Source organism: Pseudomonas sp. RL_5y_Pfl2_73 (assembly GCF_963970515.1).
Taxonomy (GTDB): Bacteria; Pseudomonadota; Gammaproteobacteria; order Pseudomonadales; family Pseudomonadaceae; genus Aquipseudomonas.
In genome coordinates this window covers 60203-78149 of sequence record NZ_CAXAPD010000028.1, presented here as the reverse complement: position 1 = coordinate 78149, position 17947 = coordinate 60203, and the positions used below count along the sequence as shown (strand labels likewise).

Below are 17947 nucleotides of genomic sequence, written 5' to 3'. Positions count from 1 at the left end.
GATTTGAATCCGGTGCCGAAAGGCTGCATCGGTGAGCTGTACGTCGGTCGTGCCGGTCTGGCACGGGGCTACCTGAACCGTGGTGACCTCACTGCATTGCGGTTCATCCCCGATCCGTTCGGCGAAAGCGGTGCCCGCCTGTACCGCACCGGCGACCTGGCGCAGTACCGCAGCGATGGGGTGATCGAGTACATCGGTCGCATCGATCACCAAGTGAAGATCCGTGGTTTCCGCATCGAACTGGGCGAGATCGAAGCGCGCCTGAACGCCTTGGCGTCGGTGCGCGAAGCGCTGGTGTTGGCCCAGGAAGGGCCGAGCGGCCAGCAACTGGTGGCTTACGTAATCCCGGCGCACATCGGCGAGGGTGAAGCAGGCCTGCGCGACCAGATCAAAACCCAGCTCAAGGCCGATCTGCCGGACTACATGGTGCCGACGCACCTATTGTTCCTCGAACAGTGGCCACTGACCGCCAACGGCAAGCTCGACCGCAAGGCCCTGCCGACCGCCGACGCCAGCCAGGTCCAGCAGGACTACGTGGCGCCGCGAAGTGAGTTGGAACAGCAGATAGCCGCGATCTGGCAAGACGTGCTCAAGGTCGAGCGGGTTGGCTTGAGCGATAACTTCTTTGAGTTGGGCGGCGACTCGATTGTTTCCATCCAAGTGGTCAGCCGCGCCCGTCAGGCGGGTATCCGCTTTACCCCCAAGGACCTGTTCCAGCACCAGACCGTGCAGGCGCTGGCGAGTGTCGCCCAGACCGGTGGGCAGGCGCCGGTAGTCGATCAGACACCGAGCCAAGGATCGACGCCGCTGCTGCCGATCCAGCAGGCGTTTTTCGCCGAGGCGATTCCCCAGCGTCATCACTACAACCAGTCGGTGCTGCTGAAACCGGCCAGTGCGCTGCAAGCGCCCGTGCTGGAGCAGGCTTTGCAGGCGTTGGTGCTGCACCACGACGCCTTGCGCTTGTCCTTCAGTGAAACCGCCGAAGGTTGGCGCGCCGAGCACCGTGAGGTGGTGGCGCAACAGCAAGCTTGGGCAAGCAACGGTTTGTTGTGGCAGCGTGACGTGGCCGATGCCGGCGCGCTGGAAACCCTCACCAATCAGGCCCAGCGCAGCCTCGACCTGCACGCCGGGCCGCTGTTGCGCGGCGTCCTGGCGACCTTGGCCGATGGCAGCCAGCGCCTGTTGCTGGTGGTTCATCACTTGGCGGTGGACGGTGTGTCGTGGCGGATTCTGTTCGACGACCTGCAAACCGCCTACCAGCAGTTGCTCGCCGGCCAAGCGCTGCAATTACCGGCCAAGACCAGTTCGATCAAGGCCTTTGCCGAGCAGTTGCAAGCCCACGCTCGCAGCGCAGAACTGCAGCAGCAATTGGCCTATTGGCAAACGCAACTGCATGACGCACCGACCGACCTGCCGTGCCTCGACCCCGAAGCTATCGCGCAAAACCGCGAGGCCGTCACCGTTCATACACGGCTCGACGCGCACTTGACCCGGCAGTTGCTGCAAGAGGCACCGGCGGCCTATCGCACCCAGGTCAACGACCTGTTGCTCACGGCCCTGGCCCGGGTGATCTGCCGTTGGACAGGTCACGACAGCCTGTTGCTGCAGCTCGAAGGCCATGGCCGCGAAGAGCTGTTCGCCAATGTCGACCTGACCCGCACGGTGGGGTGGTTCACCAGCCTGTTCCCGGTGCGGTTGTCGCCGGCCGTCGAACTGGCGGACTCGATCAAGTCGATCAAGCAAGGGCTGCGGACGATTCCCGACAAAGGCGTGGGTTTCGGTGCGCTGCGTTACTTGGGCGACGACGCCAGCCGGGCAGCCCTGGAAGCACTGCCGGTGCCGCGCATCACGTTCAACTACCTTGGTCAGTTCGACGGCAGTTTCGATCAGGACCAAGGCGCGCTGTTCAGCCCGGCCAGCGAAAGCGCCGGTGACGAGCAAAGCCCGTTGACCACCCTGGGCAACTGGCTGACGCTCAACGGCCAGGTGTTCGATGGCGCGCTGCGGTTGGGCTGGACGTTCAGCCAGCAACAGTTCGAGCCGGCGACCATCCAGCAATTGGCCGATGACTACGCCAGCGAGCTGGGGCTGTTGATCGCCCATTGCTGCGAGCCGACGAGCCAGGGCATGACGCCAACGGATTTCCCCCTGGCCGGTCTGACCCAGGCGCAACTCGATGGCCTGGCGCTGTCGGCGCGCGGGGTGGAAGACCTTTACCCGCTGGCGCCGATGCAGCAGGGCATGTTGTTCCACAGCCTCTACGAGGCGGGCAGCGGCCAGTACATCAACCAGATGCGCCTGGACATCGAAGGCCTCGACCCGAGGCGTTTCGAGGCGGCCTGGCAAGCGGCGGTCGATGCCCATGACATTCTGCGCAGCAGTTTTATCTGGCAGGGCAGCGAGCGCCCGATGCAGGTGGTACACAAGCAGGTGCGCGTGCCGTTCGCTTCGCTGGACTGGAGCGCCCGCGCCGATGCCAGCCAGGCCCTGGACGCGCAGGCGGATGCCGAACGCGAGCAGGGCTTTGACCTGGCCTGCGCTCCGTTACTGCGCCTGGTGCTGGTGCACACGGGTGAGCAGCGTTATCACCTGATCTACACCCATCACCACATCCTGATGGATGGCTGGAGCAACGCGCAGTTGCTCGGCGAGGTGCTGCAACGTTATGACGGCCAGGCCCTGCCGCGCCCGGCCGGGCGCTATCGGGACTACATTGCCTGGCTGCAAGGCCACGACGCCCAGGCCAGCGAAACCTTCTGGCTGGCGCAACTGCAACCGCTGGAGGCGCCGACGCGTCTGGCCGAGACCCGTTTCGCGCCGCTGCAATCGGCGTTGGAAAGCAGCCACGCCAGCCACTATCACGACCTGACGCCCGAGCAGACCCAACACCTGAGCGAGTTCGCCCGCCAGCAGAAGGTCACCCTCAACACCGTCGTCCAGGCGACCTGGCTGTTGCTGCTGCAGCACTACACCGGACACGCCGCCGTGGCCTTCGGCGCCACCGTGTCGGGGCGTCCGAGTGAGCTCAAGGGGGTCGAACAGCAGATCGGCCTGTTCATCAACACCTTGCCGGTCATCGCCAGCCCGCGTCCGGAGCAAGCGCTGAGCGAACTGCTGCAACAGGTCCAGGGCCAGAACGTGGCCTTGCGCGAGCACGAGCATACGCCGCTGTTCGAGATCCAGCGCTGGGCCGGGCAGGGCGGCGACGGTTTGTTCGACACCTTGCTGGTGTTCGAAAACTACCCCGTGTCCCAGGCCCTGCAAGAGCAGGCGCCCTCGGGCTTGAACTTCGGCAGCGTGGCCAGCCAGGAACAGACTAATTTCCCGTTGACCCTGGCCGTCAATCTAACTGACATCCTGAGCCTGCACTTCACCTATGCCCATGCTGCTTTCCCTACACACACCGTCGAGCGCCTGGCTGAGCAGGTGGCACACGTGCTCGCGCAAATGGTGAGCCTGCGGGCCGGCGGTTGCGTGGGCGACATCCAACTGCTGGATCCGGTGACCCGCGACAGGCTGCTGGGCGACTGGAACGCCACTTCGGTGGTGGAACCGCCTCGGCGCCTGGTGCATCAATGGATCGAGGCCCAGGCCCAAAGCAACCCCGACGCGGTCGCCCTGGTCAGCGAACAGGAAACGCTCACTTACGCCGGGCTCAATGCCCGGGCCAACCGCCTGGCCCATGGCTTGATCGAACGCGGCATTGGTCCCGATGTATTGGTGGGCCTGGCGTTGTCGCGCAGCGTGCAGATGGTCGTCGGCTTGCTGGCGGTGCTCAAGGCCGGTGGTGCCTACGTGCCGCTGGACCCGGCCTATCCCCGGGATCGCCTGGCATACATGGTCGAGGACAGCGGCATCGCCTTGCTGCTCACCGAAACCGATGTGCTGCCGCTGTTCGGCGACGCTGCCGTGGCTGCGCTGCTGTTGGATCAACCCGGGCAATGGCTGGCCAGCTACAGCGAGCGCGACCCTGGCGTGGACATCGACGGCGATAACCTCGCCTACGTGATCTACACCTCCGGCTCCACCGGCAAGCCCAAGGGCGTGACCTTGCGCCATACCGCCCTGAGCAACCACATGACGTGGATGCAAGGTTGTTTGAAACTGACGACCGCCGACCGCGTACTGCAAAAAACCGCGATCAGTTTCGATGCCTCGGTGTGGGAGTTCTGGCTGCCGTTGATGAGCGGTGCGCAGTTGGTGCTTGCCAGCCCGCACCTGAACCTCGACCTGACCACCCTCTGGGCCGACGTGGCGCGGTGGCGCATCAGCGTGCTGCAAATGGCGCCGTCGCTATTACAGGCCTTGCTGCCACTGGCGACCCGCGAACAGTTGGCCTCCCTGCGCCTGCTGCTGTGCGGTGGCGAAGCCCTCAGCGCGCATCTGTCGCGCCAGGTTATGGCGCTGTTCGAGGGTGAACTGCGCAACCTGTATGGCCCGACCGAAGCGACCATCGACACCAGCAGCCATGCCGTGGTGCGCGACAGCGAAGACGACGCCGAGCGAATCATCGCCATCGGCCGTCCCATCGATAACGTGCGCACCTACGTGCTGGATGCGGCGTTGCAGCCTTGCGCCGTGGGTGCCGTGGGCGAGTTGCACATCGCCGGTGACTCCCTGGCCCGTGGTTACCACCAACGACCGGTGCTGTCCGCCGAGCGCTTCATTCCCGATCCGTTTGCCCCCGTTGCGGGCGGTCGCCTGTATCGCACCGGTGACTTGGCGCGTTATGGCGCGGACGGTGTGATCGACTACCTCGGCCGGATCGACCACCAAGTGAAGATCCGTGGCTTGCGCATCGAGCTGGGGGAAATCGAAGCGCGCCTGCAAGCCGATGCCGATGTGCGCGATGCAGTGGTGCTGGCGCGGGACGACGTGAGCGGGCCGAACCTGGTGGCCTACCTGGTCGGCCGGGACAGCTCCCTGGATTCGGTCAGCCTGGGCGACCGACTCAAGGCGCGACTGGAGACCCAGGTGCCGGACTTCATGGTGCCGAGCCACTGGGTCTTCCTCGAACGCTTGCCGCTGACCCCTAACGGCAAGCTCGATCGCAAGGCCTTGCCGGCACCGGCCCCCCGTGTCCTGCAATCGGCTTACCTGGCGCCGCAGAGCGATCTGGAGTGCCGGGTCGCGGCGATCTGGCAGGACGTGCTCAAGGTCGAGCAGGTCGGGCTGGGCGACGACTTCTTCGAACTGGGCGGGCATTCGCTGCTGGTGGTGAGCGCGGTCTCGCGCCTGCAACTGGAACTGGGCCTGACCTTGACCCCGCAACTGATTTTCCAATTCCCGGTACTCGGCGCGTTCGTGGCGCAACTCGAGCCTGCCGGCGAACCCATGAGTACGTCGAAATTGAGCAAGCTTGAAGCGCTGCTCGATGAATTTGAGGAGGTTTGATGGACACCGCTGTCGCACAACGTATTGCCAGGCGCTTCATAACGCTGCCGCTGGAAAAACGTCGCTTGTACTTGCAGAAAATGCTTGAAGAGAACGTTTCCCCGGCGAACCTGCCCATTGCGCCTGTCAGTGCCGAGTTCGACACGTTGTCGCTGTCGTTTGCCCAGGAACGCCAATGGTTCCTCTGGCAGTTGGACCCCGACAGCGCGGCCTATCACATGCCCACGGCCCTGCGCTTGCGCGGGCCGCTGGACATCGCTGCGCTGGAGCAGAGTTTCACGGCGTTGGTGGCGCGTCACGAGAGCCTGCGCACCACCTTCCAGATCCATGGCGAGCAGGTCGTGCAGCAAGTGCACGCGGCGGCGCCGGTGCGTTTGCAGGCAGACACCCTGGAACAATTGCCGGACGAGACGCCGCTGCGCCAGTTGATCGAAGCAGAAACTTGCCAGCTCTTCGACCTGCAACAGGGGCCGCTGCTGCGCACGCGCCTGCTGCGATTGGCGGCGGATGATCACGTGCTGATCGTGACCTTGCACCACATCGTTGCCGATGGCTGGTCGATGCAGGTGATGGTCGAGGAACTGGTCAACGGCTACGCCGCCTTCAGCCAGGGCCACGCGCCGCAACTGCCGGCGCTGCCGATCCAGTACGCCGACTACGCCATCTGGCAGCGGCACTGGATGGAAGCGGGCGAGCGCGAGCGCCAGTTGGAATACTGGATCGCACGTCTGGGTGGCCAGCAACCAGTGCTGGAATTGCCGACCGACTTCCCCCGTCCGGCGGTGATGAGCTATCGCGGCGCGCGGCTGGAGCTCGCCATCGACGCGGTACTGGCCGGCGACCTCAAGCACATGGCCCAGCGCGAGGGCGTCAGCCTGTTCATGATTTTGCTGGCGTCGTTCCAGGCGCTGCTGCATCGCTACAGCGGCCAGAACGATATCCGCGTCGGCGTGCCGACGGCCAACCGCAACCGGGTTGAGACCGAGCGCCTGATTGGCTTTTTCGTCAACACCCAGGTGCAGGGCAGCGATGTGCGGAGCGAGGATGCGTTTGGCGCCTTGCTGCAACAAGTGAAACAGACAGCCCTGGACGCCCAGGCCCATCAAGAGCTGCCGTTCGAGCAATTGGTTGAAGCGTTGCAGCCTGAGCGCAACCTGAGCCACAGCCCGCTGTTCCAAGTGATGTTCAACCACCGGACCCAAGGCCCGGCGGGCGAGGGGCCGGTCGGTGCCTTGAAAGTCGAGGGGTTGAGCTGGGACTCGCACACGGCACAATTCGACCTCACCCTCGAAACCGTCGAGCATGGCGAAGGCCTTTCGGCTGCACTGATCTATGCCACCGACCTGTTTGGCGCCGAGACGATGGCGCGCATGGCCGGGCATTGGCAGAACCTGTTGCGAGCCATCGTGGCCGACCCGGCGCAGCGTATCGGTGAATTGCCGCTGCTCGACGCGGCCGAGCGCCTGGCCCTGCTCGACGACAGCCAGCGCACCGCGGCGCCAGCGCCCGAGGCGGGTTTTGTCCATCAACTGTTCGAAAGGCAAGCGGCGCGGACCCCGGACGCCCCGACGCTGGTGATCGACGGCGAGCGCTGGAGCTACGGCCAACTCAACGCCCGGGCCAATCAACTGGCGGGGAAACTGCAGAGCCTTGGTGTGACTTCCGATGTCCTGGTGGGCATTGCCGTGGAGCGCAGCGCGCACATGCTGGTGGGCCTGCTGGCGATTCTCAAGGCCGGCGGCGCCTACCTGCCGCTGGACCCGGCGTTCCCCCAGGACCGCCTGGCGTACATGATCGAAGACAGCGGCATCGAGCTGCTGCTGACCCAGAGTTCACTGCTCAACCAGCTACCACTGTCCTGTGGGAGCGAGCTTGCTCGCGATAGCGGCCTGTCAGTCAATATTGATGTTGAAGGTGAGGGCCTCATCGCGAGCAAGCTCGCTCCAACAGTGTCCGGGGTTGGCGTTAAGGCATTGGTGTTGGACCAGGAGGGTGATTGGCTTGACGGCTATAGCTGCGAGGCGCCGGCGACGCGCCTGGATGCGGAGCACCTGGCCTACGCGATCTACACCTCCGGCTCCACCGGCAAGCCCAAGGGCGTCATGGTGCGCCACGGCGCGCTGACCAACTTCGTCGCGAGCATGGCCAAGGCACCGGGCATGACGGCCCAGGACCGGGCGTTGTCGCTGACTACGTTCTCGTTCGATATTTTCGCCCTGGAAATCTACGTGCCGCTGATGGTCGGCGCCTGCATCGTGCTGACCGGCCAGCACGTCGCCCAGGACCCGTACGCGGTGTTGGCATTGATCGCAGCCGAGCAGGTCAATGTGCTGCAAGCCACGCCGTCGACCTGGCGCATGTTGCTGGACAATGAAAACGCCCAGGGTCTGCGCGGCTGCAAATGCCTGTGCGGTGGCGAGGCGTTGCCCCGGGAACTGGCCGTGCGCATGCTCGCCCTCGGCGGTGAAGTGTGGAACCTCTATGGCCCGACGGAAACCACCATCTGGTCGGCCTTGCACCCGTTGCAAACCCAGGCCGCACAACCGTGGCTCGGCGGGCCCATCGACAACACCTCGCTGTACATTGTCGGTGCCGACCTGATGCCGGTGCCTTATGGCGTGGCCGGGGAATTGCTGATCGGCGGCGAAGGCTTGGCCCGTGGTTATTTCCAGCGCCCGGCGCTGACCGCCGAACGTTTCGTGCCCCATCCGTTTGTCGCGGGCGAGCGTCTGTATCGCACCGGTGACCTGGCGCGCCAGCGTGCCGACGGCCTCCTCGAATACCTCGGGCGCATCGACCATCAAGTGAAGATCCGCGGCTTTCGCATCGAGCTGGGAGAGATCGAGGCGCGCCTGCTGGAACAGGACAGCGTGCGCGAAGCGGCGGTGCTGGCCCAGGACGCGCCGGGCGACCAGGCGTTGGTGGCGTACATCGTTCCGAGCGTTGAGCTGAGTGAACTGGACGCCACCGCCCAGAGCGGCCTGCGCGACAGCCTCAGCGCGCGGCTCAAGGTCAACCTGCCCGACTACATGGTGCCGTCCCACGTCGTGCTGTTGCCGCGCCTCCCGCTGACGCCCAACGGCAAACTGGATCGCAAGCAACTGCCTAAGCCCGATGCCAGCCAATGGCAGAAAACCTATGTCGCGCCGCAGACACCCACGCAGCAGGCGGTGGCGACGATCTGGGCGGATATCCTCAAGGTCCAGCGGGTGGGCCTGGAGGACAATTTCTTCGAACTGGGTGGCCACTCCTTGCTGGCGACCCAGGTGATCTCACGGATCCGCCAACAACTGAGTATCCAAGTGCCGTTGCGCCTGTTGTTCGCCCATCACAGCCTGCGGGCGTTTGTCGAGGCCATGGGCACGGCATCGGCGCACGATGAAGCGAGCATCCCACGCATGGCTCGCGACCAGCCGCTGGCGCTCTCGTTCGCCCAGCAACGGCAATGGTTCCTCTGGCAACTGGAACCGACCAGCAACGCCTATCACACTCCCGCAGCGCTGCGTTTGCGCGGTACCCTCGACCGTGGCGCGTTGCAACGGAGCTTCGATGCGCTGGTGGCACGTCACGAGAGCCTGCGGACCCGCTTCGTGCTCGATAACGAACACCCCCTGCAAGTGATCGACGAACCGGCACCGTTGGCCCTGGCGATCGAATCGGTCGAGGCCGGCATCGATGAACAGGCCTTGCGTAGCCTGATCGAAGCCGAAACCCGACAACTGTTCGATTTGCAGCGCGGTCCGTTGCTGCGGGTCAAGTGGCTGCAATTGGGCGCTGATGACCATGTACTGATCCTGACCCAGCACCACATTGTCTCCGATGCCTGGTCGATGCAGATCATGGTCGACGACCTGCTGCAGTTGTACGCAGGTTTCAGCCAGGGCCAGGCTGTTGAGCTGGCGCCGCTGCCGATCCAATACGCCGACTACGCTCACTGGCAGCGGCAATGGCTGGCGGCGGGGGAGCAGCAGCGTCAACTCGATTACTGGATCGCGCAGTTGGGTGGCGAGCAACCGATTCTCGAACTGCCGACCGACCATCCGCGCCCGGCCCAGCAAAGTTATCGTGGCGCACGGCTGCCCATCGTCATCGAGCCGGCTTTGGCCGAAGGCCTCAAGCGCCTGGCCCAGCAGCACAACAGCACGTTGTTCATGCTCTTGCTCGCCGGCTTCCAGACCTTGCTGCACCGCTACAGCGGCCAGGAAGACATCCGCGTCGGCGTGCCGATCGCCAACCGCAACCGGGTGGAAACCGAGCGCCTGCTGGGTTTCTTCGTCAACACCCAGGTGCTCAAGGCCGACATCGACGGCAACCTGCGGTTCGACCAGTTGCTCGATCAGGTCAAGCAACGCGCCCTCGGCGCCCAGGCCCACCAGGACCTGCCGTTCGAACAATTGGTGGAACGGCTGGAGCCAGCGCGCAACCTGAGCCACACGCCGTTGTTCCAGGTGATGTTCAACCATGCCAGCGATGCCCGCCGGGACCTGTCGGCGTTGCCGGGCCTGAGCCTGGAGCCACTGACCTGGGACTCAGGCACCGCGCAATTCGACCTGACCCTGGACACCTTCGAATACGCCGATGGCCTCAGCGCCGCGCTGACCTACGCCAGCGACTTGTTCGAACCGAGCACCATCGCCCGCCTCGGCGAGCACTGGCTGAACCTGTTGCGCGCCATCGTCGCCAACCCGACCCAGCGCATTGCCGAACTGCCGATGCTGGACGGGGCGCAGCGGCGCTTGATCGTCGAGGACTGGAACCGCACCTACGCCGATTACCCGAACCATCTTCCGGTGCATCAGTTGATCGAAGCCCAGGTCGAGCGTGACCCCCACGCCGAGGCGCTGGTGTTCGAAGGGCAGTCGCTGAGCTATGCCCAGCTCAACGCCCGCGCCAACCAGTTGGCCCACGCCTTGATCGCCCGCGGCGTCGGCCCGGATGTGCTGGTGGGCATCTCGGTGCAGCGCAGCGTGGAGATGGTCGTTGGCCTGCTGGCGATCCTCAAGGCCGGTGGCGCCTACGTGCCGCTGGACCCGGACTACCCGCCAGAACGCCTGGCCTACATGATCGAGGACAGTGGCATCGAACTGCTGCTGACCCAGAGCTCATTGCTCAATCAATTCTGTGGGAGCGAGCCTGCTCGCGATAGCGGCCTGACAGGCGATATTGATGTTGAATGTGATGGCCTCATCGCGAGCAGGCTCGCTCCCACGGAGGGGGGTGTCACCACGCTGGTGCTGGATGGGGATGACGATGGGTTGCGCGACAACCCCACCGACAATCCGCCTGCCCGGGTCGTCGCCGAGAACCTGGCTTATGTGATCTACACCTCCGGTTCCACCGGCAAACCCAAGGGTGCTGGCAACAGCCATGGCGCGCTGACCAACCGCTTGTGCTGGATGCAACAGGCCTATGGCCTGGGGGCCGGTGACAGCGTCCTGCAGAAGACGCCGTTCAGTTTCGACGTGTCGGTCTGGGAGTTCTTCTGGCCGTTGATGACCGGCGTGCGCCTGGTCGTCGCGGCACCGGGCGATCATCGTGACCCGCAAAAACTGGTCAGCCTGATCGAACGGGAAACCATCACCACCCTGCATTTCGTGCCGTCGATGCTGCAAGCGTTCGTGCTCGACGCCAACGTCAGCCGTTGCACCAGCCTGGCTCGCATCGTCTGCAGCGGCGAAGCCCTGCCGGTGGATGCCCAGCAGCAGGTGTTCGCTAAATTGCCCAATGCTCGGCTGTATAACCTCTACGGTCCGACCGAAGCGGCCATCGACGTGACCCATTGGACCTGCCGTGACGAAGGGCGCGATGCGGTGCCGATTGGCGAGCCGATTGCCAACCTGATGACCTACATCCTCGACGATGAGCTGAACCCGGTACCGAGCGGCGTCAACGGCGAGCTGTACCTCAGCGGCCAGGGGCTGGCCCGCGGATATCACCGTCGTCCCGAACTGACGGCCGAGCGTTTCGTCGCCAGCCCGTTCGTGGCCGGCGAGCGGCTGTACCGCACCGGTGACCTGGCGCGCTATCGTCCGGACGGGGTGATCGACTACATCGGTCGGATCGACCATCAGGTGAAGGTCCGCGGGTTCCGTATCGAGTTGGGGGAAATCGAAGCACGTTTGCTCGAACACGGGGCGGTGCGCGAAGCGGTGGTGGTGGCCCAGGACAGCCGCAGCGGCAAGGTGCTGAGCGGCTACGTCGTCGCCCAGGCCGAGGTAACCGGTGATTGGCCACTGTTGCGCGAAGCGCTCCTGGCCCATTTGCGCCTGAGCCTGCCGGAGCACATGGTGCCGACGCACCTGACCCGCCTGGAACACATGCCACTGAGCCCGAACGGCAAGCTCGACCGCAAGGCGCTGCCGGCGCCGGACCTGGCCGAGCGCCAAGAGACGTTCACCGCACCGGCCAACGCCATCGAGCGGACGCTGGTGCAGATCTGGCAAGGGGTGCTCGGCGTCGAGCGGGTGGGCACCGCCGACAACTTTTTCGCCCTGGGCGGCGACTCGATCAACTCGATCCAAGTGGTCAGCCGGGCGCGTGCCCAAGGCATCGGCCTGACCCCCAAAGACCTGTTCCTGCACCAGAACATCCAGGCGCTGGCGCGGGTCGCCACGGCGGCCGATCAAGCGCTGATCGACCAGGAACCGGTCACCGGCGACAGCCCGCTGGTGCCGATGCAGCAGGGGTTCTTCGCCAGCGATATCCCGCACCGCGACCACTGGAACCAATCGGTCCTGCTGACCCCGCGCGAACCGCTGGACATCGCGCACCTGCAACAGGCCCTCGCTCACGTGGTGGCCCATCACGATGCCCTGCGCCTGCGGTTCACCCAGGCCGACGATGGCCGTTGGCACGCCAGCCATCAGGCCATGGATGAGCAGCCCCTGGAGATTTGGCAGCGCACCGCGCAGGATGCCGCCGCGATCATTGCCATCGCCGACCAGGCGCAACGCAGCCTCGACCTGCAACACGGCCCGTTGCTGCGTTGCAGCCTGATCGCGGTGCAGGACGGCAGTTCGCGCCTGCACCTGGCGATTCATCACCTGGTCATGGACGGCGTGTCGTGGCGGGTGCTGCTGGAAGACCTGCAAAACGTCTATCGCCAACTGCGGGCGAACCAGGCGCCGGCCTTGCCGGGCAAGTCCACGGCGTTCAAGGCCTGGGCCGCCCGGTTGCAGGACTACGCCCACAGCGAAACCCTGAACCAGGAACTGGATTACTGGGTCGGGCAACTGGACCAGCCCCTGCCGCCGTTGCCACGGGCCCGTCCCGAGGGCAGCCAGGTCGCGGCCCATGGCCGTTCGGTGAGCACGCGTCTGGATGCCAACCAGACCCAGCGTTTGCTCAAGCAAGCACCGACGGCCTATCGCACCCAGGTCAACGATTTGCTGCTCAGCGCACTGGCGCAAGTGGTTTGCCAATGGACCGGGCAACCGGCCTGTCTGGTGCAACTCGAAGGCCATGGCCGCGAAGAACTGTTCGAGGGCATCGAGCTGAGCCGCACCGTCGGTTGGTTCACCAGCTTGTTCCCGGTGTTGCTGACGCCGGCGAGCGATCCTGCCGAGTCGATCAAGCGGGTCAAGGAGCAACTGCGCGCGGTGCCGAACAAGGGCCTGGGCTATGGCGTGCTGCGTTACCTCGGTGCCGAAGCGGTCCAACAGCGATTGGCAAAACTGCCGCCAGCGCGCATCACCTTCAACTACCTGGGGCAATTCGACCAGAGCTTCGATGAGCAGGCGCTGTTCGTGCCGAGTGAGGAGGGCAGTGGCGCAGGGCATGGCGATGACGTGGCGCTGGGCAACTGGCTGACCATCGATGGTCGGATCTTCAATGGCCAGTTGTCCCTCGATTGGACCTTCAGTGGCGATGTCTTCGACGAGGCCACGCTTCAGCAGTTGGCCGATGCCTACGCGGTGGCGTTGCAGCAACTGATCGACCATTGCTGCACCGACGGGCACTTGGGCCTGACACCTTCGGACTTCCCGCTGGCGCGCCTGAGCCAGGCGCAACTCAACGGCCTGCCGGTGCCGGTGGCGCAAGTGGAGGACATCTATCCGCTGTCGCCGATGCAGGACGGCATGCTGTTCCATACCCTGGCCGACGACAGCTCTGGCTTGTACATCAACCAGATCAGCCTGCCGGTGCATGGCCTGGACACGGAGCGTTTCGCCCGGGCCTGGACCTCGGTGATCGAGCGCGAGGACATCCTGCGCACCAGTTTCCACTGGCAGGATGGCTTGAGCGCGCCGGTGCAAATCGTCCATCGCCATGTTGAGTTGCCGTTGCAGGTCGAAGACTGGCGTGGACAGGACATCAGCGAGCAGGCGATCAGCGCCCGGGCAACGGCCGATTACCTGGCCGGTTTCGATTTGAGCCGCGCGCCCCTGCAACGGGTGCTGTTGCTGCGCCTGGAAGATGATCGCTACCAGATGATCTGGACCTGCCACCACATCCTCATGGATGGCTGGAGCAGTTCACGGTTGTTCGGTGAAGTGCTGCAATTCTACGCCCACGGGCAGGTGCCCAGCCGCAATGGTCGCTACCGCGAGTTCATCGAATGGCTGCAACGCCAGGACCAGGGTGCGCTGGAACGCTTCTGGCGCAGCCGCCTCGACACCTTGGAACAGGCGACCTCCCTCAACCAGGCGATGTTCCCGCGACATGTCGAGGCATTGCCGGGGCACGAGGCGCTGTATTCGCGCTGGGACGTGGCGCAGACCGCTCGCCTGCAACAGGCCTGCCGCGCCTTGCAGATCACCCCGAATACCTTGATCCAAGGGGCGTGGTTGCTGTTGCTGCAACGCTTTACCGGGCAGGACACCGTGGTCTTCGGCGCCACCGTCGCCGGCCGGCCGGCGGGGCTGGTCAACGCCGACAACATTCTCGGCCTGTTCATCAACACCTTGCCGGTGATCCAGATCCTGGACCCCGAGCAGCCACTGGATCAATGGCTGCAACAGCTACAGGCCTACAACCTCGACCTCCGTGAGCATTCCCATGCGCCACTGGCGGACATCCAGCGCTGGTCGGGCCTGGGCGGGCAGGGCTTGTTCGACAGCATCATCGTATTCGAGAACTACCCCATCGACGAACGCCTGGGCGAGCAGCAGGACACCGGCCTGAGCTTTGGCGAGTCGCGCAATCATGACGTGACCAACTTCCCGATGGACCTGGCGGTCAACCTGGGCGAAACGCTGTCCATCGAGTACCTGTTCCTGCGCAACGCCTTCAGCGTCGAAGCGGTGGAACGCATCCGCCGGACCATGGAAGACACCCTGGAAGCGATGATCCATGCACCCCACACGCGCCTGGGTAATCTGCAACGTTTGTCGGTGCAAGAGTGGCAGGCCTTCGAACAATGGAGCGCGGCGCCGAACGGCGACTATCAGCCGCAGCTGTTGCCGGAACTGATTGGCCGCCATGCCCAGTCGCGTCCGCAGGCCACGGCGCTGGTGTGTGGCGACGACGCGCTGGACTATGGCGAACTGGAGCGCCGGGCCAACCGCCTGGCCCACCGCTTGATCGAACTCGGCGCCGGCCCGGAAGTGGTGGTCGGCGTGGCCCTGGAGCGTTCGGTGGACATGGTCGTGGCGCTGCTGGCAGTGATGAAAAGCGGCTCGGCGTATGTGCCGCTGGACATCGATTATCCACCCGAGCGCCTGGCGTTCATGATCGAAGATTCGGCCATGGCGCTGTTGCTGACCCACAGCCGGGTACAGGGGCGCTTGCCGGATCTCGACGGTTTGGCGCGCCTGGCCATCGACGGTTTCGACAGCCGTGGCTACAGCGATCAGCCGCCGCGTAGCGGTTTGCTCGGCGGCAACCTGGCCTACCTGATCTACACCTCGGGTTCCACCGGTCGACCCAAAGGTGTCGCCGTGGCGCACGGGCCGATGAGCATGCATTGCCAGGCCATCGCCGGGCTGTATGACATGGACGAGCGCACTCGTGAGCTGCATTTCATGTCGTTCGCCTTCGACGGCGCCCATGAACGCTGGTTGAGCACGTTGCTGCGCGGCGGCACCCTGGTGATTCGCGACGGTGCGCTGTGGACACCGGAGCAGACCTTCGACGCCTTGCACCGCCATGGCATTACCATCGCCTGCTTCCCGCCGGCCTACCTCAAGCAACTGGCTGAATACGCCGCCAACAGCCCACTGGCGCCACCGCCGGTGCGGGTGTACTGCTTCGGTGGCGATGCGGTGCCGGACCAGACCTTCGAGCAGGTGAAGGCAGCGCTGCGTCCGCAATTCTTCACCAACGGCTACGGCCCGACGGAAACCGTGGTCACCCCCATGCTGTGGAAGGTGCCGGCCAGCGAACGTTGCGAAGCCGCCTACGCGCCGATCGGGCGTGCGGTGGGCGAGCGCGCCTTGTATGTGCTCGACGACCACCTCAACCCGTTGCCGCCGGGCATTGCCGGCGAGTTGTACATCGGTGGCGCGGGCATCGCCCGTGGTTATCACCGCCGCCCGGACCTGAGTGCCGAGCGCTTCGTGCCGGACCCATTCGGCCAGCCGGGCGATCGCCTGTACCGCAGCGGTGACCTGGTGCGCCAGCGCGCCGACGGCGTGCTTGATTACGTCGGGCGTATCGACCATCAGATCAAGGTGCGGGGCTTTCGCATCGAACTGGGGGAAGTCGAGGCCAGCCTGCGACAACTGGACGATGTCAGCGATGCGTTGGTGATCGCCCGCGACAGTGCTTCGGGCAAGCAACTGATCGGCTATGTGGTCACTCCCGACGGCGTGGCCATCGGCGATCGGCTCAAGGCCGAGCTGCGAGCGCAATTGCCGGACTACATGGTGCCGGCCCAGGTTATCTGCCTGGAGGCGTTGCCGGTCACGCCAAACGGTAAGCTCGATCGCCAGGCCCTGCCGGAGCCTGAGTTCAAGGGCACCGAGTATGTGCCGGGGCGCAACCGAGATGAGCACCTGTTGGCCGAGGTCTGGGCTGATGTGTTGCAAGTCGAGCGGGTGGGCATCACCGACAATTTCTTCGAGTTGGGCGGTGACTCGATCCTCAGCCTGCAAGTGGTCTCGCGGGTGCGCAACCATGGCGAGCTGAAGATGGAACTCAAGCTGCGGGACCTGATGCGCGGCCAGACCATCGAGGCGATTTTCGACCAGCGTTCGAACACGCTCGCCGTGACGGCCGAGGATGTGACCCAGGTGGCCGCCGAAGGACGGTTCAACCTGATTCCGATCCAGCAGTGGTGGTTCGACCAACGCATGAGCGAACCTCATCACTACAACCAGGCACTGATGTTGCGGGCCCGCGTGGGGTTGAACCTGACGGCGCTGGAATTGGCGTTGCGCGGCATGATGCAGCAGCACGACGCCTTGCGCCTGCGCTTCAGCGAAGTCGGCGGGCGTCATCTGCAGCATTACCAGGCGTTGGCAGAAATGCAGGCGCAGTGGGCCAGCGAACCCTTGTTGTGGCAGCACAGCGTGGCCGATGAAGCCGAGCTGGAGTTGTACGCCGAACAGGTGCAACGCAGCCTCGATCTGCACAACGGCCCGGTGTGGCGCACGGCACAGGTGACCTTGGGCAACGGTGAAGTTCGCGTGTTGATGGTCATTCATCACCTGGTCATCGACACGGTGTCGTGGCGTTTGCTGCTGCAGGATTTGCAGACCGCTTATACGGCCTACAGTGAGGGCCAGGCACCGAACCTGCCGATTCGCACCAGCAGCTACCGGGCCTGGGCCGAGGGCCTGCAAGCCTATGCGCTGGATTATCCGGCGCAGGAAAAAGCCTGGTGGCTGGAACAGATCGACCAACCGGGCAGCGAGTTGCCGTGTGACAACTTGCGGGGCAAGAACCAGGTGCAGTACCAATCGGTCGCGCATATGAGCCTGTCGGAGCAGCACACCCAGCAGTTGCTCAAACAAGTGCCGGCGGTCTACCAGACGCAGATCAACGACGTGTTGCTGGCGGCGCTGAGCCGGGTGTTGTGCCGTTGGAGCCAGCAGCCTTCGGTGCTGATCCAGCTGGAGGGGCATGGTCGCGAGGACTTGGTCAAGGACATCGACCTGAGCCGCAGCCTGGGCTGGTTCACCAGCATGTTCCCGGTGCGACTGGCCCCGAACCCTGAAGCCGATATCGGCACGTCGGTGCGGGCGGTGCAACGGCAGTTGGCCGCGGTGCCGAACAAGGGCTTGGGCTACGGTGTGCTGCGCTACATGAGCGGCGAGCCAATGGCCGCCACCTTGGGGCGTGCGCCTCAGGCACGGGTGACGTTCAACTACCTGGGGCAGTTCGACCAGAGCTTCGACGACAAGGCATTGCTGGTGCCGGCGGCGGAAAGCTACGGCAGTTGCTACAGCCCCCATGCCGCGCTGGGCAACTGGCTGGAAGTGGTGGGGCAGGTGTATGACGGGCGCCTGGCGCTGCGTTGCATCTTCAGCACCCGCCGCTACCGTGCCGAGACTGTCGAGGGCTTGATGCGTGCGTACCAGGAGGAACTGGAAGCGTTGATCGAGCACTGCGTGGCGCAGGCGGCGTAGGAGCTGACGAGTGCAACGAGGCTGCGATCTTTCCGCTGGCGCTT

The 17947-nt window shown here is 64.7% G+C and carries 2 protein-coding genes; both read left to right on the top strand.

Translation table 11 applies throughout. From position 1 onward, the window contains the following. On the top strand, positions 1-5394 hold a 5394-nt coding region (locus tag AACY42_RS23145), incomplete at its 5' end, for an amino acid adenylation domain-containing protein (protein WP_445261757.1). Continuing rightward, positions 5394-17903: a non-ribosomal peptide synthase/polyketide synthase gene (locus AACY42_RS23140; protein ID WP_339482565.1), complete on the top strand. Its 12510-nt coding sequence runs from the start codon at positions 5394-5396 to the stop codon at positions 17901-17903. The genes AACY42_RS23145 and AACY42_RS23140, both read left to right, overlap by 1 nt. Positions 17904-17947: the final 44 nt, after the last annotated feature.